This is a genomic window from Pseudoalteromonas sp. SIMBA_162 (genome assembly GCF_046535955.1).
Lineage (GTDB): Bacteria > Pseudomonadota > Gammaproteobacteria > Enterobacterales > Alteromonadaceae > Pseudoalteromonas > Pseudoalteromonas marina.
This window is the reverse complement of the sequence record NZ_JAWJBQ010000027.1, coordinates 1-18,039: the sequence shown is the minus strand read 5'-3', so window position 1 is coordinate 18,039 and position 18,039 is coordinate 1. Positions and strand designations below refer to the sequence as shown.

Sequence of the window (18,039 nt, the reverse complement as noted above, 5' to 3'; positions counted from 1 at the left end):
ACTTTTTACTTAACGCTTTCCTCTTCACAATTATCAATGGCTGTAGTCGCCTCTCTCTGGTAAATCTTTTCTTAGCGCAAGCACTGCAATATAAATAAGCCCAAATAATGGAAATAATGCTAAGCACCCGCCTACAAAAGCTAATACGCCTGGGCTGGTGCTTTTTCGCTTGCCAATTTTGTAGCTAATAAGCGCAAAAATAGGAATACAAAATAAGATGAAAAATGTTAAAAACTCGCCAAATAAAGTGAGATTAATTGACATGGGAATTCCTTTTCATAGTGGTTAAATTATAGTCTGCGCTAAATTTAACCACAAAAAAACCCTTAAGCAAACAACTTAAGGGTTTTAAATACAATGCTGTAAACTCAGCTCAAATTACTCTTCGCTTGCGGCTGATTTTTCTACCACACTTATTGCAAGCTCAGTTAACGAATCATTATTCGCTTTGCTTGGTGCGTCGGTTAATAAGCAAGACGCTTGTGTAGTTTTAGGGAAAGCAATAACGTCACGAATGTTATCTGTTCCGCATAAAAGCATAACTAAACGGTCTAGACCAAATGCTAAACCTGCATGTGGCGGTGTACCGTATTTAAGGGCATCAAGTAAAAAGCCAAATTTGTCTTGTTGCTCTTGTGCATCAATTCCTAAAATTCTAAATGCTGCTTCTTGCATATCTGCATTATGTATACGTACCGAGCCACCGCCCACTTCGTAGCCGTTTAATACCATATCGTATGCATCTGAGATAGCCGCTGCAGGGTTTGCTTCAAGCTCACTCGCGCTAATATCTTTTGGTGCAGTGAACGGATGGTGCACAGCGTGTAATGTGCCTTCGTCATCTTCTTCAAACATCGGGAAGTCTACAACCCAAAGTGGTGCCCAACTGTTAAGATTAGTGATTTCTAGATCTACACCAATTTTAAGGCGTAGTGCACCCATGGCTTCATTTACGGTGTTGCGCTTATCTGCACCAAATAAAATGATATCGCCAGTTTGTGCATTAGTACGCTCAAGTAACTGTGTGATCACATCTTCGTTTAAGAATTTAGCGATTGGCGATTGCACGCCTTCAGCGCCTGCATCACGGTCGTTTACTTTCATCCATGCTAAGCCTTTAGCACCGTAAATACCAATAAACTTAGTGTAATCATCAAGTTGCTTACGTGAAAGCTTAGCGCCACCCGGTACTGTTAATACAGCAACACGGCCTTTTTCGTCGTTTGCAGGACCTGAGAATACTTTAAACTCAACATCTTTCACTAAATCAGCAACGTCTACTAATTTCATTGGGTTACGTAAGTCTGGCTTATCAGAACCGTATAAGCTCATTGCCTCAGAGTAAGGCATAATTGGGAAGTCGCCTAAGTCAACGTTGAGTAACGATTGCCACATTTCACGGATCATTTTTTCAGTCATACCACGTACTTGATCCGAGCTCATGAACGAGGTTTCTAAATCTATTTGAGTAAATTCAGGTTGGCGATCGGCACGTAAATCTTCATCACGGAAACATTTAACAATTTGGTAGTAACGATCAAAACCTGACATCATCAACAATTGTTTAAATAATTGTGGCGATTGCGGTAATGCGTAAAAGCTGCCTTTATGCACACGGCTTGGTACTAAGTAATCGCGAGCACCTTCTGGCGTTGCTTTTGTAAGTACCGGTGTTTCGATGTCTAAAAAGCCGTTTTCATCTAAAAAGCGACGAACAAAGCTGCTTGCTTTAGCGCGTAATTTAATGCGGTCGCTCATTTCTAAGCGACGAAGGTCTAAGTAGCGGTACTTTAAGCGGCGCTCTTCAGAGTTTGTTTGGTTAAAATCAAGCGGCAATGGCTCTGAGCGGTTGATAATTGTAAGCTCGGTGCCTAAAATTTCCACTTCGCCTGTTGCCATATCTTTATTTACTTGGCTTTCTGGGCGAGCACGTACAACCCCTTTTAACTGAACACAAAATTCTTGGCGAAGCTTGTTCGCTGTATCCATAAGTCCTTCAACTTCTGGATCAAATACAACTTGTACTAAACCTTCTCTATCGCGTAAATCGACAAAGATAAGTCCACCAAGGTCACGTCGTTTGTTGATCCAGCCACATAGTTCAACTTCTTGATCTACGTGAGTTTTATTTAGCTGTCCGCAGTATATAGAGCGCATAGTTTTCCTGTCAGATAAAAGGCTTCAACGGTAAAAATTATTTGTTTTTATAGGCGCATAATTTAAAAAAGAGCTACCACACTTCAAATAAAGCCGTAAGCAATCTAAGAATATTCAAATTAAGCCCTGCATTATACCCAAGTAGGTTGAAGATGCTAGGCGTGTTTGGTGTGTTGGTGTTAATTTAAAGCAGGCGCTGTTGGTATTTGCTACACTGGCGCCACGATGTAATTTATCAGCTATTTCTTATGTTATATATTGGATGCCCTCAGTGGTCTAGCAGTGCATGGAAAGGCAATTTATTTTCAAGCCAATGTAAAAACGCCGACATGCTAAGCCAATACGCACAGCATTTTAATTCGGTAGAAGGTAACACCAGTTTTTACGCCGACCCATCACCTAGTACTGTTTTGCGCTGGGCACAAAGCGTACCTGACGATTTTAGATTTACCTTTAAATTTCATCGTCGTTTTAGCCACGAGCTAGCGCTTAGCAACGTACAAACAGAGCTTACCGACTGGCTTACATTATTTGCCCCTTTGCTTGAAAAAACAGGGCAAATAATGCTGCAACTACCCAAAGCATTTGGCCCGAACGATTTACCCAAGTTGGCACACTTTATTAGCTTACTGCCTAAAGAGATTACCTATGGTGTAGAAGTCCGCCATGCTGATTTTTTTAAAAAGGGTGAAGCCGAAGTAGCACTCAACCAACTATTAATGGCTAATAACATAAATCGCATTTCAATGGATACACGGGCGCTTTTTGCAGTAAAGCCAACCACCGAAGCGCTAATAGACGCCCAACAAAAAAAACCTCACTTACCAGTACATGCAATAGCTACTGGCTCGCAGCCTATGGCGCGGTTTGTGATTGCTGATTTACAAAACGACTATCAAGCCTTTTATAAACCGTGGCTGAGTAAAGTAAAACAATGGCTTGATGAGGGTAAATCCCCTTATGTGTTTTTTCATACAGCCGATAATCGTGAGTCGCCACTACTTGCACGTCAATTTTGTAAAGATCTTGGGTATAATCACCCAGTACTCAACCCGTTCAGCGGCGAAAAAGAAGCGCAGCAGCACGCCCTGTTTTAAAAATCAAAACAAAAATATAGAGATATAAAAATGAGTGAATACGCCCGTTACTTTACAGGCTACCCTACAAATATTGTTGAGCAAGTATTAAGTCTTATTAGTAACAATAAGGTATGTGACTACTTACTTAAAAAATACCCAGATGCACATACTATTACCAGCGACAAACTGCTTTACAGCTACGCAACAGAACTTAAAAAGCAGTATTTAAAAAACGCCCCACCTTTTGGCCGCGCAGCGTTTAAAAAACAAGGTGATATGGTCACCAATGCACTCGGTACCCACACCTACCGCATGCAAGGTAAAACCCGTAAACACGATTTAGCCATCAACAGCGACTTACTGCGTGCCCCCGAGCCATTATTAAAAGCGCTGGTTGTGCACGAACTAGCCCATTTTAAAGAAAAAGACCACAACAAAAGCTTTTATAAGCTGTGTTGCCACATGGAGCCACAATACCACCAGCTAGAGTTAGACTTACGGATTTTTTGTGTGGTGGTTGCGATGGGAGAAAATCCTTATGGCTATTAAATATACTTGTAGAAAAACTTAGCAGTACCATGGTAATGTTTTGAATTAAAGTGATTAGCAATGGATAGCATATGAAAAAAATAGACCTTCATTTACATACAGTTTCAACACCAAGCGATCGTAATTTCTCTTTTTCTATTGAGCGTTTAAAATGGTACGTCGAAGAAGGTAATTTAGACGCTATTGCAATCACAAACCACAATATGTTTGACCTCAATCAATTCTATGAAATCCAAGAAAAACTCAGTATTAAAGTTTTCCCAGGTATAGAAATAGATGTTGAAGGAACTCATATTTTATTGATTGCAGAAGATGATCAGCTATTAGATTTCTCAGAAAAATGTCAACTAGTTAAGGAACAAATACCCGACAGAAACACCTCTATAAATGTTGAAAAATTAAAAGAAATTTTTCCGCGAATTTCTGATTACTTATTAATCCCACATTATAAAAAGTCTCCCGAAATACATACAGATACCCTAAGTAAACTACAGCATTTAATTAGTGCGGGAGAAGTATCCAGTGCTAGAAAATTTATCTATTGTATTAAAGATCCTGATGCTTTAGTCCCTGTATGTTTTAGTGATTTAAGAATAGAAGAGAGACTTCATAAAATACCTGCAAGACAAACTTATATAAACGTTGGCGAAATTAGTCTTAAGTCAGTTAAACGAGCTTTAAAAGACAAACAAAAGGTGCATTTATCAAAAGAAGAGGGGCACAAGTTTTTCAATGCTCTCAATAATGGGCTTAAGCTGTCCACTGGATTAAATGTGATATTAGGAGAAAGATCAAGTGGAAAGTCACATACACTGAATTCAATAGAAGAAGAAAATACCACTGACGATATTCGTGTAAAATATGTAAGGCAATTTTCTTTATTACAAAAAGATTTAGATGATGAGAAAGACTTTTCAAATCGCCTGACTACTAGCCACTCGCAAATAACTCAAAACTATTTAAAAGAGTTCCAAGAGGTCGTTGATAAGATTAAAGATATTGATTTGGATAACTCAAGCCGAACTTTGGATAATTTTGTTAACTCATTACTAAAACATGCCTCAGAGGCGGATAAGCTAGACTCTTTCGCAAAAGTAAAGTTATTTACTGAGTCCAAATTCCAAACGAATAATTTGTTATCCTTACAAGAGCTTATCAAAGCAAGTATTACTTTAGCCGACAATTCTGAATATCAACACATAATCAATAAGCACATCTCTAGCGACAGCTTAAATTACTTAACTGTTGATTTAATTGAAAAATACAATAAAACCAAAGAGTCTGAGCTTCAAAAAGCATATGTTAACGATATCGTAGATAATATAAAAAGCGAACTTCAAATGCGAACTGCGGCCTCACCTGTTACCGAAATAAATTTGTATGAACATGTCTTGGATATTGAAAAAGTAAATAAATTTAATGATGTTGTTGAGAACTTAAAAATCAGTAAAGAATTTATAAGACAAGACATTCAAGGCTTTTTAAAAGTTGCTAAAAGGGGGACATTTAACTTCGCCAGAGAGCTTGGAGCTGTTCTCAATAAACAAATATCTTTTGCTAATGCATTTAAAAGTTACGACATTAACGGATATGAATATTTATCCGAATTAAAAAAAATATCGGGATTATCTGAAACTGATTACTACAAACATTTCGCTAAAATTAGTTACGATATTTTAAATTCATCAGGTTATACAGTTTCTGGCGGCGAACGTTCAGAATATAGGCTACTTCAAGAAATTAGCGATGCTAGCCAATATGACTTATTACTGATAGATGAACCAGAATCATCATTTGACAATGTTTTTTTATACAACAAAGTAAATAAGTTAATCAAAGAAATGTCAAAGTTCATGCCCGTAATAATTGTTACTCACAATAGTACTGTAGGGGCGTCAATTAAGCCTGATTATTTGATTTACACAAGTAAAAAAAATGGACCCTCCAGTGTTCAATATGAAATTTACACTGGCTATCCTAACGACAAATACCTTGTTAACCTGGATGGTGATAAAACTCACAACCATAAGGTATTACTTGATTGCTTAGAGGCGGGTAAAACACCTTATTTAACAAGGAGAGATGAATATGAAATGCTTGCAGATTGAAAGTGGTAAGGGCTACTTTTCGGTGGACGGGAATAAGTGGATACTACTTGATCAAATAACCAAAGAAGATATACTAAAAATAATAACAAGTGGTTTACAACATGGCTTTGAACTAGATAGCCCTATCGACAACGAAGTTAAAAATAAAGCGCATGAGATAATTTATAAAAATCTTCAAGCTAAATTTACAGAACTGAACGAACAAAAATCTCGCTTCAAAGACGAGAGTGAAAATTTATTTAAAGAAGCCTTAGTGAAATATAAAGAATAAGAGCAAATGTAACTATTAGCATTGTATTTATAATTTGTATTAGTTCAGACAAGATCTGACACATCAACTTGAAAAAGCGCGATTTCAAATCGCGCTTTTTTGTTTGAGTTACTTTTCTTACTGACTACTGACAGCTTCAATCTGATAGCTTAAAACTGACAGCTCAAAAGCGTATTGGGTTTCGCTTTGCTTTACCCAACCTACATAACATTAAAGCCCTAACTCAGCCATAAAGTCGTCATCGGCATCATCTTGCACGGGCTCTTTTTTAGCCTGCGCTTTTTCAGCTTTTTGCTTTGCTTCGTTTTCAATAATGTCATCAGGGTCAATGGCCTCAATAATGTCAAAATCGTGCAGTTTAATAAACTCTGTTTTATCCATTGCCAGTTCTAGGTAAAAAATATTTTGATTACGTGTAGTAAAAGTAACACGTCGTGCTTGTGGGCGATCCATTGTGGTATCTACCGAAATTTGCACTTGTTTATTAATCGCCATCATTTTTGGCTGATTTTGCGTAATAGAGGTATGTAATTGCTCGCGAACCTTAGAAGTAAAGTCACCTACTATTTGGTTCATTAACTCGCCCATTACGTTTGAAACATCGTCTGACAAGTGACTGTGTGCAATTTCTTCTTCTGGCATACCCATGTTGCGCATGTAGTCGCCGTAGATTTCCATTGCAGCCTGCGATGTAAAGTTGGTTACAACAAGCCCTGTAAAGCCGCCATCAAACAATACAAAGCAACCAATGTCTGGTCGCATGCAGGTGCGTGTTATTTTTTGAACCATGGCCGAGTAACTTATTTCGTTACCGCTTGCTGATGAAAGTACCCCTGTCACAGAGTGACAAAGCGTTGCTAGTATATCGTCGGTGCTAATAACTTTACTTTTGCTCATTTAACGTTCTCTTTTGTACTTATTATTCATAATTCTAGCCAACCTACTGAATTTATCACTGACTATCCAGCATAAAATGTTAAAATAACCTTATTATTTTTAAAGAGACTGCCTTCGTGACCATAAAAGACAGTATTTACGCCTCTGAGCAACAAGTAAAAGATTTCAGCTTTGACCAAAATGTGGTTGAAGTATTCCCTGATATGATTCAGCGATCAGTGCCTGGTTATGCCACCATTGTAAGCACTATGGGTAAATTAGCGGGCCAATACGCTCAAAGTAATTCTAACTTGTATGACCTAGGCTGCTCATTGGGCGCGGTTACGCTGAGCATGCGCCGTAATATTCGCACCGATAATTGCAACATTATTGCAGTAGATAACTCACAAGCCATGGTTGAGCGTTGTAAAATGCATTTACAAGGGTTTAAATCGGACGTGCCGGTTACTGTTACCCTTGGCGATATTAACGAGCTTGAAATTCAAAACGCATCGGTTGTAGCAATGAACTTTACACTGCAGTTTATACCCCATGCACAGCGCCAAGCTGTGCTTGAAAAAATTTACGCTAACTTAAAGCCCGGTGGTGTATTACTACTTAGTGAAAAAATTAAAGCCGAAAACGAGCAATGCGATAACTTATTAATCGATTTGCATCACGATTTTAAGCGTCATAATGGCTACTCTGAGCTTGAAATAAGCCAAAAGCGCACAGCAATAGAAAACGTTATGCGCCCCGATACACTCAGCACACATATTAATAGGTTAAGTGATATTGGCTTTAGCCAAACACAAGTGTGGTATCAATGTTTTAATTTTTGCTCAATGGTAGCAATTAAATAAAAAGAGTAATTTATGTCTCAATGGTTTAACCAATTTTACGCTGCAATTGCACAAAGCCCACTTAGCCACTGGCTAGAAACGCTACCCGCCCAATTAAAACATTGGCAGTTAGAGGCAAGCCATGGTGATTTACCACAATGGCAAAAAGTGCTTAAAAATTTGCCTGAAATAAACACAACTCACGTTGATATAGCCACTAAAGTAGAAATTGGCGCACCAGGGGAAATGAGTGAAGGCCAACAAAAGCAAACTACACACTTATTAAAGCGCATGATGCCTTGGCGAAAAGGCCCATTCAGTGTGCACGGTATTGAAATAAACACCGAATGGCGCAGTGATTGGAAATGGGATCGCCTCCTTCCACATATTGAACCATTAAAAGGCCGTACAGTGTTAGATATTGGTTGTGGCTCTGGCTATCATTTATGGCGCATGCGCGGAGAAGGCGCCGAATTTGTAGTGGGTATTGATCCTTCTGACTTATTTTTGTGCCAGTTTCAGGCAATTAAACACTTCAACCCCGACGAAAACGTGCATTTATTACCATTAGGTGTAGAAGCCCTGCCAGAGCTTAAAGCCTTTGATACGGTATTTTCAATGGGGGTGCTTTATCATCGTCGTTCACCAATTGATTTTTTAGCGCAGTTAAAAGCTCAGCTTCGCCCGGGCGGCGAGTTAGTGCTTGAAACCTTAGTTATTGAAGGCGATGAAAACACAGTACTCGTGCCTACCGACCGCTACGCAAAAATGCGCAATGTGTGGTTTATTCCAAGTACTGCTGCATTAAAACTGTGGATGGAGCGCGTTGGCTTTAAAGATGTGCAAATAAAAGATTGCGCAATGACCACGCTTGATGAACAACGAAAAACCGATTGGATGGAAAACGAATCGTTAGTTGATTTTTTAGACCCAACCGACACCAGTAAAACCATTGAAGGCTACCCTGCTCCACTTAGAGCGATACTAACCGCCAAAGCATAGCGGTTAATTTAACGCTTTTAATACTAAAAAAACGCCAACGGGCGTTTTTTTTGTTTATTTAAACAACAAACAGCGGACAAGTGTCCTTGTTAATTATTTCAAACCTATATTTACGCTAGCCGCGCAGGTGCAATTGTTGTAAAATACGCGCGTTTCTAAGCAACCCAAAACAACTATTTTGAGGAAAACCTGTGAGCGAACAAAAACAGTCTCTTAGCTATAAAGACGCGGGCGTAGATATCGACGCTGGTAATGCACTTGTTGAGCGTATTAAAGGCGTAGTTAAAAAAACCCGTCGTCCTGAAGTGATGGGCGGAATTGGTGGTTTTGGCGCACTTTGCGAAATTCCTGAAGGTTATAAACAACCTGTATTAGTAGCGGGTACTGATGGCGTGGGTACTAAATTGCGTATGGCAATTGACCTTAAAAAGCACGATACCGTAGGTATTGACCTAGTAGCTATGTGTGTAAACGATTTAATTGTTCAAGGTGCTGAACCCCTGTTTTTTCTAGATTACTATGCAACGGGTAAACTAGACATAGGCACAGCAGCCGACGTAGTAACAGGTATTGGTAAAGGATGTGAAATTTCAGGTTGTGCCCTAATTGGTGGCGAAACAGCAGAAATGCCAGGTATGTATGATGGTGAAGACTACGACATGGCAGGCTTTTGTACCGGTGTGGTTGAAAAATCAAAAATCATTGATGGCACTAAAGTAGCTGCAGGCGATCAGCTTATTGCCCTTGCCTCTAGTGGCCCACACTCAAATGGTTTTTCTTTAATTCGTAAAGTACTTGAGGTATCTAACGCCGACACCAATCAAATAATTGATGGTAAAACATTAGGCGAGCATTTATTAGAGCCTACACGTATTTACGTTAAACCTTTACTTGAGTTATTTAAGCACGTTGACGTGCATGCCCTTTCGCACATTACTGGCGGTGGCTTTTGGGAAAATATTCCACGCGTATTACCTGCATCAGCTAAAGCTGTGGTTAAAGGCGATAGCTGGCAGTGGCCAAGTGTTTTTAACTGGTTACAAGAAAACGGTAATATTACTACACATGAAATGTACCGTACATTTAACTGTGGTGTAGGCATGGTTTTGGTTGTTCCTGCCGATAAACTTGAGCAAAGCTTAACTATGCTTAAAGATTTAGGTGAAAACGCTTGGCACCTTGGCGAAATCCAAGATGCGGCACCAGGTGAAGAGCAAGTAGACATCGTAGGTGGTGCTAAGTAATGGCACCTACTCGTCTAGTAGTTTTAATTTCAGGCAGTGGCTCTAATTTACAAGCCATCATTGATGCCTGTGAACGTGGCGAGATAAACGGACATATTGCGGCTGTTATTAGCAATAAAGCAGACGCATATGGCCTAGAACGTGCTAAAAATGCAGGCATTGCAACGCAAGTACTTAGTCATAAAGATTTTGACTCGCGCGAGGCCTACGACGCGCAGTTAATGAACGTTATTGACTCTTTTGAACCAAATCTAGTTGTATTAGCTGGGTTTATGCGTATTCTTACACCTAGCTTAGTGCAAAAATATATTGGAAAAATGTTGAACATTCATCCATCTTTGTTGCCTAAGTACCAGGGGCTGAATACCCACCAAAGAGCAATTGATGCAAAAGACGATGTTCATGGCGTAAGTGTTCACTTTGTAACTGAAGAATTAGACGGTGGTCCGGTCATTCTTCAAGCGCAAATACCTGTACTCAAGGATGATACAGCAGACACATTAGCAAAGCGCGTGCACGAACAAGAGCATATAATTTATCCTTTGGTGGTCAAATGGTTCAGTGAACAAAGACTTACTATGGAAGCAGATTATGCGGTTCTTGACAAAAAACAACTTCCTGCACACGGCGCGCACTACCCACAATAAAAAAATAAGCGCCCTAATGCTATGTGCGGGCGCTTTACTTCCAACAAGCCTTATTGCAGGCGAATTGACTCAATACGAAGCCAAGTATGATATTTTGCGTAAAGGCAGCAATCACGGCACGGCAGTTCGTTCTCTTAAAAAGCTTGATGATGAAAATTATGAATTAACCTACCACAGTGACATTGAGTGGATGATTTTTTCTGACTCGCGTAAAGAAACCTCTAAATTTACGTTTAAAGACGGTAAGGTCTCTCCTGATCATTATTCAATGGTACGTAAAGGAACAGGTCCTGATAAAAACTATAAAATTGATTTTGACAAAGAGAATGAAATTGTTACCAGCAGTAACAGTGAGTACCCGCTAAAATGCGAGTGGACTGATGATTTTCAAGATGCCATTTCGTATCAAGTTCAGGTTCGTGAAGGGTTAAAGAAAGGCGAAACCAACTTCTCGTTTCCGCTTGTTGATAAAAAAGGTAACCGCCGAGATTATAACTTTGAAGTGGTAGGCACAGAGATGATTTCTTTGCCTATAGGTAACATAGAGGCAATTAAAGTAAAACGTTTATACGATACCGACAAACGACAAGCCCTCGCTTGGTTTGCACCTGAGATGGATTACATGCTTGTGCGCATGTGGAAAGGTGAAAAAGGGACTGAGCAGTTTGAAGTTCAAATGAACTCTTTTACTGTGACCGCCCCAACCGCAACAGCTGAGCACACTAAAAACCTTCAAGCGAACTAGCTAACGATTTATTTGCAAAATGGGTGAACTATATAAGCTCACCCATTTTAAATAACGAAAACTCGCCTGGCTCCATTTTTTGCCAACGCTCATCGTTAGTAAGCGGCCTTGTTGCAATGACAGTTACCACATCGTTTGGGGTTGTCTCTTTTTGAAAATCAACAACCATATCGGCATCAATTAATGTAGCTTTACCAAAAGGCGCACGGCGCGTTATGTAATGTAAGTTATTTGTGCAGTACGCTAAAACAAATACGCCATCGGTCAACAACATATTAAATACGCCCTTTTCACGCAGCGTGTGAGAAAGCTTGGCAGCGTATCTAAAAACAGACGCCATATTAGAAGGTCGTTTAGGGTATTTTTCACGAATTTTATCAAGCAACCAACAAAAAGCGAGTTCACTGTCAGTATTACCCACTGGACGATAATATTCAGGTTTTAAATCGTGATAGTTTGAAAGCTGCCCATTGTGTGCATAGGTTATTTCTCGCCCCCACAGCTCACGCGTAAACGGGTGGGTATTTTCAAGGCATACTCGCCCGCGATTACCTTGACGTATATGACTAATAACCGACACACTTTTTATAGGATAGGCTTTAACAAGCTTAGCAATTTCTGATTGGTAGCTTGGTTCTGGGTCTTTAAAAGTTCGACACCCTTTTCCCTCATAAAACGTAATGCCCCATCCATCTTTGTGTGGCCCCGTATTACCACCACGCTCTAATAGCCCTGCAAAACTGAAACATATATCAGTAGGCACATTGGCAGACATACCAAGTAATTCACACATTTATAAAAAAGCCCTCAAAAAGTACGGATAAATAGCAGTAAATTTTACAAAAAAAATTTTCTAAATTAGTTGCATATTTACTTAAAAAAATCATTATGGCTACCTGAATTATAAATTTTTAACGCTCTGAATTAATAAAAAACATAATGTGTATGGCAAAAAGCACTATCCGTCCCCTTAAAAGGTATTTTGTAAAGCAAAACTTCTGACTTTTTACTATAATTTTACACGCTAATTTACTTGAAACTTAAGCTGACTAGCGCTACTCTAAATGAGGTGGTCTGACCTCTATTAAGGAATTAAAATGACACTCATATTTACACTCGGTTTAATCGTGCTGCTGTGCACTGCGATTTACCACAGAGCGAGTTGGAACACAGCACTTGGTGTTTCTGCTGCAACATTATTAATCGGTACCTTCGCAGGTGCTTTTGGTTTAATTAGCTGGTTGATCTTTTTGATCATCGCAGTGCCTCTTTCAGTTACTGGTATTCGCCAGCAATACATCATCAAACCTATCTTTACGGTATTCAAAAAAGTAACACCGAGCATGTCTGACACTGAAAAGTCAGCTATCGATGCGGGTACAACTTGGTGGGAAGCTGATTTATTTTGCGGTAACCCTGATTGGAAAAAGCTACACCAATACCCTGTGCCTAAACTTACTATTGAAGAGCAAGCCTTTATAGATGGCCCTGTTGAAGTAGTATGTAGCATGCTAGATGATTGGGAAGCAACTCACGAGCTAACTGATTTACCGCAAGATGTATGGCAATACCTCAAAGACAATAAATTCTTTGCCATGATCATTAAAAAAGAATACGGCGGTTTAGAGTTTTCTGCGTTTGCTCAGTCTTGTGTACTTCAAAAACTAACGAGTAAATCAACATTACTTTCGTCAATTGTTGGTGTTCCAAACTCGTTAGGTCCAGGTGAATTATTACAACACTATGGTACAAAAGAGCAAAAAGACCATTACTTACCGCGCTTAGCTAGCGGCCAAGAAATTCCATGTTTTGCATTAACATCACCAGAAGCAGGCTCTGACGCAAGTTCAATCCCTGATTACGGTGTTGTGTGTAAAGGACAATGGAACGGTGAAGAAGTTGTAGGTATAAGCCTAACGTGGAACAAGCGCTATATCACGCTTGCGCCTGTGGCAACGGTGCTTGGTCTTGCATTTAAATTACAAGATCCAGATGGCTTATTAAGTGATGTAAAAGAGCCAGGTATTACCTGTGCATTGATCCCAACAGATACTCCTGGAGTAGAAATTGGTCGTCGTCACTTCCCGCTTAACGTACCATTCCAAAATGGTCCTACTCGCGGTAAAGACATTTTTGTACCTCTTGATTACATTATTGGTGGGCCAGATATGGCTGGCCAAGGCTGGCGCATGCTAGTTGAGTGTTTATCGGTAGGCCGTGCAATTACATTACCGTCTAACTCTGCCGGCGGCATTAAAATGATTGCAACCGCTACGGGTGCATACAGCCGTATTCGTCGTCAATTCCGTTTACCTATTGGTAAAATGGAAGGTGTTGAAGAATCAATGGCTAAACTTGCCGGTTACGCATACAGCTCAGATGCTGCAGTAAGTATGTCGACTGGTGCGGTTGATTTAGGTGAAAAACCATCTGTTGTATCAGCGATTATTAAATATCACTTAACCGAACAAATGCGCGATGCAACAATCCATGCAATGGACGTTCTTGGCGGTAAAGGGATCATGCTTGGTCCAAATAACTATCTAGGTCGTGGCTACCAAGGTGCACCTATTGCCATAACCGTTGAAGGTGCAAACATCCTGACCCGTAATATGATCATATACGGCCAGGGTGCGATTCGCTGTCATCCGTTTGTACTAACCGAGCTAGGTGCGTGCGAAATTGAAGACCGCGAAGAAGCGCTTAACGTATTTGATAAAGCGCTAATGGGTCATATAGGCTTTACTATGTCAAACCTAGTGCGTACTAAATGGCTAGCCCTTACAGGTGCTCGCTTTACAAGTGTGCCTTACCATGACGAAACAGCTGAGTTTTACCGTATAGCGTCGCGCTTTAGTGCTTCTTTAGCACTTATGTCAGATATTAGCATGGCTGTATTTGGCGGCTCTCTTAAACGTAAAGAGCGTATTTCTGCACGTTTAGGTGACTTACTTAGCTACCTTTACTTAGTATCTGCAACGCTTAAGCGTTACAACGACGAAGGCCGTAAAAAAGAAGATTTTGCGCTTGTTCAATGGAGCTGTCAGGATCACCTTTACCACTGTCAACGTGCGCTTGCTGATTTAATTAACAATATGCCTTCTGCACCACTTCGTGGCGTATTAAAAGTGTTATTGTTCCCGTTTGGTCGCCCGGTGCGCAAACCGACTGATAAGTTAGAGCATAAACTAGCTCAAATCTTACAAGTACCTAGCGAAACACGTAACCGTTTAGCAAGTTATGTATACTTAACAAATGAGCCTCTTAATCTTGTAGGTCGTCAGGAGCAAACGCTTAAAGACGTACTAGAGGTAGAGCCGTTATTTGAAAGAGTATGTAAAGAGAAAGGTGTGAAACTACCGTTTTTCCAACTTGATAAAGTGGCGCAAATGGGGCTTGAAGCAGGTATTTTAAGCCAAGCCGAGGCCGATAAGCTAGCTGCTGTAGAGCAAGCTCGTTTAGACGTAATCAACGTAGACGATTTTGACCCTGCTGATTTGCTTGCAGGTAAAGCAGCACGTGATAGCGTTATTACAAAAGTGGATGCCGCTTAACTAGTTTAGTAAAGCAAGCAACCCAACGTTAGAAATAATCCAAACCAGCGCATAATGCGCTGGTTTTTTTTGTGCAAAATAAACCTGCAATAAACACCACACAAACCCCAGGCTTAGCAAAGTGCTGTTTAATCTCTCAAACGTAATGCTATAGGCTATAAAGGCTGCTAAAAACAAAAGCATACTGGGTATAAACTGGCTAACATAAAACGCTTGTGCCTTTTGATTCATTTTAAAAAACAACCGATATTGTCCATGAACTTTAGTACAATCAAATTGTAATGAGCTGCTAAAAAGTACAATAAAAGCAACCGCCACACCGCCTATTATATTCACAAGATCTGGCCGCTTTGCTAATAACTCAGCCGATGCCATAAATACACACAAAAGCAACGATATACGCCATACTAATGTCCAACTATGGTTTATGAAGTAACAAAACCAAAAGCTAAATAAAGACCGAACACTCGTCATTCCATTTATATTAATGACAGGAATGAATACGCTTAAAAGAAAGATAATTGCAAAACCCAAATGATAAATTAGCGGCGATAACTCAAAAGGAGTAAACAAAAATAAAGTACTTAAAGTAAATCCATAAACGAGCGCGCTAGGTTTGTATAAACAAACAATGCCTAAACCTAACTGTATAAACATAAAAACAAAAAAATGCGGTACTTTTATCCACTGAGCCCAGGTTAAATCAAGCGCTATCAACAGACTCGCTATAAGCCAGCCATTACTAATAAGTAATAATTTAATATCTGCTATGTTCAGCCAGCTAGGACAAGCTATTGTGTGTTGAAATAGCCGTTGCTTGCTATTTTTAATTGCCGACTTAATCGCGCTTAACATCACACTTTGCAATAACAAATAAAACAAGGCTATTTGGGCACCATATGCAGGTGCATTTGTACTATCTATAATTTTCCCTAGGCCCAAAAAGAGCAACAACACCAAGCCTAAAATAGATGAACCCAACACCACTAAAAATATCAAACCAAAGCTTTTTAACTGCAGTAGCAGCTGCTTAAGCTCAAACGTGTATGCTAGGTACCGATAACTCATAAATGCACGATACTGCTCAAGCTTACCTTTCACGCTCGCGAAACTCATAGCGAAACACACTTAAAGCCATGCTCAATAAATACAGCCGGCTCATGGCAAGTAATAATAATTTGCCCATTAGGCTTATCATTTAAATACACATCGAGTAATTGTAAAAGGTGCTCAATGCTTGTTTGATCAAGCGCAGCACTTGGCTCATCAAGTAGTAAATACGGTGACTTTCGCATTAGCGCTAATATTAGCTGACACTTTTTTTGGTTACCCGAGGACAAAGCATCAAAACGCGTATTTAAAAATGCTGTAAAGCTAAACCCTTTAACCAGCTCATGTGGCCACGGGCAGTCGACTGTACGAACAGACAAATCAATAATTTGATGGGCTGTTAAAAAATCAGGTAACGTAATACGGTCACTGGCTATGGCCACTGTTTTTGTGGGCTCATTCAACTCCCTCCCCGCAAACAGAAGTGAGCCACTTTGCGGTTTATCAAGCCCCGCTAGCATCATAAGTAAGGTGGTTTTACCGTGGCCATTAGGTGCTTCTATGCAGAGTTTTTGATCTGAAAAAACCTGGTTATAATTTTTAAAAACTACATTGTTGGAAAATTGCTTATTTAAACCAATGACTTCAATCATAAAATATCCTTATAAATTAGCGTTATAGTATAAAGTTTTAATGAGAAACAAAGCCCATCACAACAGCTACAGATAACACTAACGACATCAGAAGCCCTGAGACCACCGATACCGTTAACGGCGACTACCCTTGTGCTTTTTCAAAATTAAGATTGTTTAAACAGATAAGGTGCTTTGACTTAGTTACAAGGCACATACACTCTTTAAAGTAATTTAAATATTATCCTTAAATATTTTAAGTATTAGCGACTTATCGAGCTGATTGTATAATTGCTTATAAAATTACCTAAGCCACACGAAGCTGGGGCTAAACTGAAAGTTAAACTGCGTATTTTTAATTAAAATACTTAGTGTGGGTGGCGTGTTAATTTTGGCTCAAGTACAGCAAGAACCAAACCAAACACAGCAGTAAATATGCCGATAAATTCAAACCAACTATTGCCCGCATGTGACAAGGTCCTTGGGAGTTCATTTGCATTATACACACGTTTACCTCCCTCAACGTCTTCGACAAATGACTCACCAACATACTCATCCATTAACTTAAAACTTGGTACCCTTCTGGCCTGCATTTCCCGATTTTTCTCATCTCTTTTTTCTCGATTCGACTCAATAATATAAATATTCCAATGAGTAAAAACATTCAGAGGTTCATCTGTTTTGATCACACCTTGTGATTTATATTCGTAAAAGCGCTCATTGAACACATAGTTTTCATGTCCTGCATAAAACAACGCACAACCAATAGATATTAAAAACATTGCGAGATAAATAACCTTACGCTGCGTGGCTGAGCTCTTTACTTCTTTACTTTTATACCACAGCTCTACATCGGGTATTTGCATAAGTCTGGTTTTATCATGACTTGATACAAGCGGCTTCATAAACTCATCAATTGAAAGATTTAATGCTATTAATAAGGCTCTAAATATTTCATTTGAGGGAGTTGATTTATCGTTTTCAAGTTTTGATAAATAACTCTGCTCTATCCCCACTTGCTGAGCGAACTCTGGTTGGCTCAGTTTTTTATCATGTCGTAGCTGCTTTAATTGTTGACCTAATGTGCTCATCTTAATGCTTCCTTTTTAAAAGTGAGGTTAGATTCTTGGTAATTCATACAGATATATGAAGCTGAATAATGAAGAATAATAAGGAATATTAGCAGGTTAGTATAAAAGAGTCGATCTGATAGCTGATAGCTGATAGCTGATAGCTGATAGCTGATAGCTGATAGCTGATAGCTGATAGCTGATAGCTGATAG

Annotated in this window: 17 protein-coding genes; 10 read left to right on the top strand and 7 right to left on the bottom strand. The window is 39.4% G+C overall.

Translation table 11 applies throughout. The features are described from left to right. Nucleotides 1-33: 33 nt before the first annotated feature. Together R0J88_RS16410 and aspS are read right to left on the bottom strand one after the other, a co-directional pair. Nucleotides 34-264, bottom strand: coding sequence for a hypothetical protein (locus R0J88_RS16410; protein ID WP_010557107.1), 231 nt, complete (start codon nucleotides 262-264; stop codon nucleotides 34-36). A 114-nt stretch (nucleotides 265-378) separates the two neighbouring features. Next, entirely contained in the window at nucleotides 379-2,157 is a 1,779-nt protein-coding gene (aspS, locus tag R0J88_RS16405; RefSeq protein ID WP_138741093.1) for an aspartate--tRNA ligase, read from the bottom strand. A gap of 248 nt (nucleotides 2,158-2,405) precedes the next feature. Between aspS and R0J88_RS16400 the strand changes: the two genes are divergently transcribed. The 4 genes from R0J88_RS16400 (at nucleotide 2,406) to R0J88_RS16385 (ending at nucleotide 6,164) form a co-directional block, all read left to right on the top strand. Beyond that, nucleotides 2,406-3,254, top strand: coding sequence for a DUF72 domain-containing protein (locus R0J88_RS16400; protein ID WP_410900466.1), 849 nt, complete (start codon nucleotides 2,406-2,408; stop codon nucleotides 3,252-3,254). 30 nt (nucleotides 3,255-3,284) lie between these two features. Next, entirely contained in the window at nucleotides 3,285-3,785 is a 501-nt protein-coding gene (locus R0J88_RS16395; RefSeq protein ID WP_410900465.1) for a M48 family metallopeptidase, read from the top strand. 71 nt (nucleotides 3,786-3,856) lie between these two features. Then, nucleotides 3,857-5,893, top strand: coding sequence for a PHP domain-containing protein (locus tag R0J88_RS16390; protein ID WP_410900464.1), 2,037 nt, complete (start codon nucleotides 3,857-3,859; stop codon nucleotides 5,891-5,893). Further along, complete coding sequence (locus R0J88_RS16385) at nucleotides 5,874-6,164, top strand: hypothetical protein (RefSeq protein WP_024594965.1); 291 nt, start codon at nucleotides 5,874-5,876, stop codon at nucleotides 6,162-6,164. The genes R0J88_RS16390 and R0J88_RS16385 overlap by 20 nt, the downstream gene beginning before the upstream one ends. A 210-nt stretch (nucleotides 6,165-6,374) precedes the next feature. Here the strand turns inward: R0J88_RS16385 and R0J88_RS16380 are convergent, their stop codons facing one another. Then, nucleotides 6,375-7,061 carry a DUF3334 family protein gene (locus R0J88_RS16380; protein WP_006794039.1) on the bottom strand — a complete coding sequence of 229 codons (687 nt, stop codon included), beginning with the start codon at nucleotides 7,059-7,061 and terminating at the stop codon, nucleotides 6,375-6,377. Nucleotides 7,062-7,177: 116 nt separating this feature from the next. On the opposite strand from R0J88_RS16380, the gene cmoA reads away from it, so the two are divergent. The 5 genes from cmoA (at nucleotide 7,178) to R0J88_RS16355 (ending at nucleotide 11,520) form a co-directional block, all read left to right on the top strand. Continuing rightward, the gene (cmoA, locus tag R0J88_RS16375; RefSeq protein ID WP_138741089.1) at nucleotides 7,178-7,903 is read left to right on the top strand and encodes a carboxy-S-adenosyl-L-methionine synthase CmoA; all 726 of its coding nucleotides are present in this window, start codon (nucleotides 7,178-7,180) and stop codon (nucleotides 7,901-7,903) included. 12 nt (nucleotides 7,904-7,915) lie between these two features. Next, nucleotides 7,916-8,884: a tRNA 5-methoxyuridine(34)/uridine 5-oxyacetic acid(34) synthase CmoB gene (cmoB, locus tag R0J88_RS16370; RefSeq protein ID WP_305401683.1), complete on the top strand. Its 969-nt coding sequence runs from the start codon at nucleotides 7,916-7,918 to the stop codon at nucleotides 8,882-8,884. Nucleotides 8,885-9,075: 191 nt separating this feature from the next. Further along, on the top strand, nucleotides 9,076-10,128 hold the full coding sequence (purM, locus tag R0J88_RS16365) for a phosphoribosylformylglycinamidine cyclo-ligase (protein ID WP_410900463.1): 1,053 nt from the start codon (nucleotides 9,076-9,078) through the stop codon (nucleotides 10,126-10,128). Continuing rightward, on the top strand, nucleotides 10,128-10,775 hold the full coding sequence (purN, locus tag R0J88_RS16360) for a phosphoribosylglycinamide formyltransferase (RefSeq protein ID WP_006794043.1): 648 nt from the start codon (nucleotides 10,128-10,130) through the stop codon (nucleotides 10,773-10,775). Before purM ends, purN begins: the two co-directional genes overlap by 1 nt. Nucleotides 10,776-10,791: 16 nt before the next feature. Then, nucleotides 10,792-11,520, top strand: a complete 729-nt coding sequence (locus R0J88_RS16355; RefSeq protein WP_010557113.1) for a DUF3108 domain-containing protein — start codon at nucleotides 10,792-10,794, stop codon at nucleotides 11,518-11,520. Nucleotides 11,521-11,548: 28 nt separating this feature from the next. Here the strand turns inward: R0J88_RS16355 and R0J88_RS16350 are convergent, their stop codons facing one another. Continuing rightward, a complete protein-coding gene (locus R0J88_RS16350) occupies nucleotides 11,549-12,313 on the bottom strand; it encodes a class II glutamine amidotransferase (protein ID WP_008132190.1) in 765 nt (254 codons plus the stop codon). A gap of 304 nt (nucleotides 12,314-12,617) precedes the next feature. Here R0J88_RS16350 and fadE point away from each other — a divergent pair, with 304 nt between their 5' ends. Continuing rightward, nucleotides 12,618-15,074: an acyl-CoA dehydrogenase FadE gene (gene fadE, locus R0J88_RS16345; RefSeq protein ID WP_006794046.1), complete on the top strand. Its 2,457-nt coding sequence runs from the start codon at nucleotides 12,618-12,620 to the stop codon at nucleotides 15,072-15,074. Here the strand turns inward: fadE and R0J88_RS16340 are convergent, their stop codons facing one another. The 3 genes from R0J88_RS16340 to R0J88_RS16330 all read right to left on the bottom strand — a co-directional run bounded on the left by R0J88_RS16340 (nucleotide 15,075) and on the right by R0J88_RS16330 (nucleotide 17,847). Further along, the gene (locus tag R0J88_RS16340; protein WP_410900462.1) at nucleotides 15,075-16,190 is read right to left on the bottom strand and encodes a DUF6136 family protein; all 1,116 of its coding nucleotides are present in this window, start codon (nucleotides 16,188-16,190) and stop codon (nucleotides 15,075-15,077) included. Continuing rightward, a complete protein-coding gene (locus tag R0J88_RS16335; RefSeq protein ID WP_410900461.1) occupies nucleotides 16,187-16,777 on the bottom strand; it encodes an ATP-binding cassette domain-containing protein in 591 nt (196 codons plus the stop codon). Before R0J88_RS16335 ends, R0J88_RS16340 begins: the two co-directional genes overlap by 4 nt. A 347-nt stretch (nucleotides 16,778-17,124) precedes the next feature. Next, nucleotides 17,125-17,847 (bottom strand): helix-turn-helix domain-containing protein, encoded by a 723-nt coding sequence (locus R0J88_RS16330; protein ID WP_410900460.1) that lies wholly within the window; start codon nucleotides 17,845-17,847, stop codon nucleotides 17,125-17,127. Between the last annotated feature and the right edge of the window lie 192 nt (nucleotides 17,848-18,039).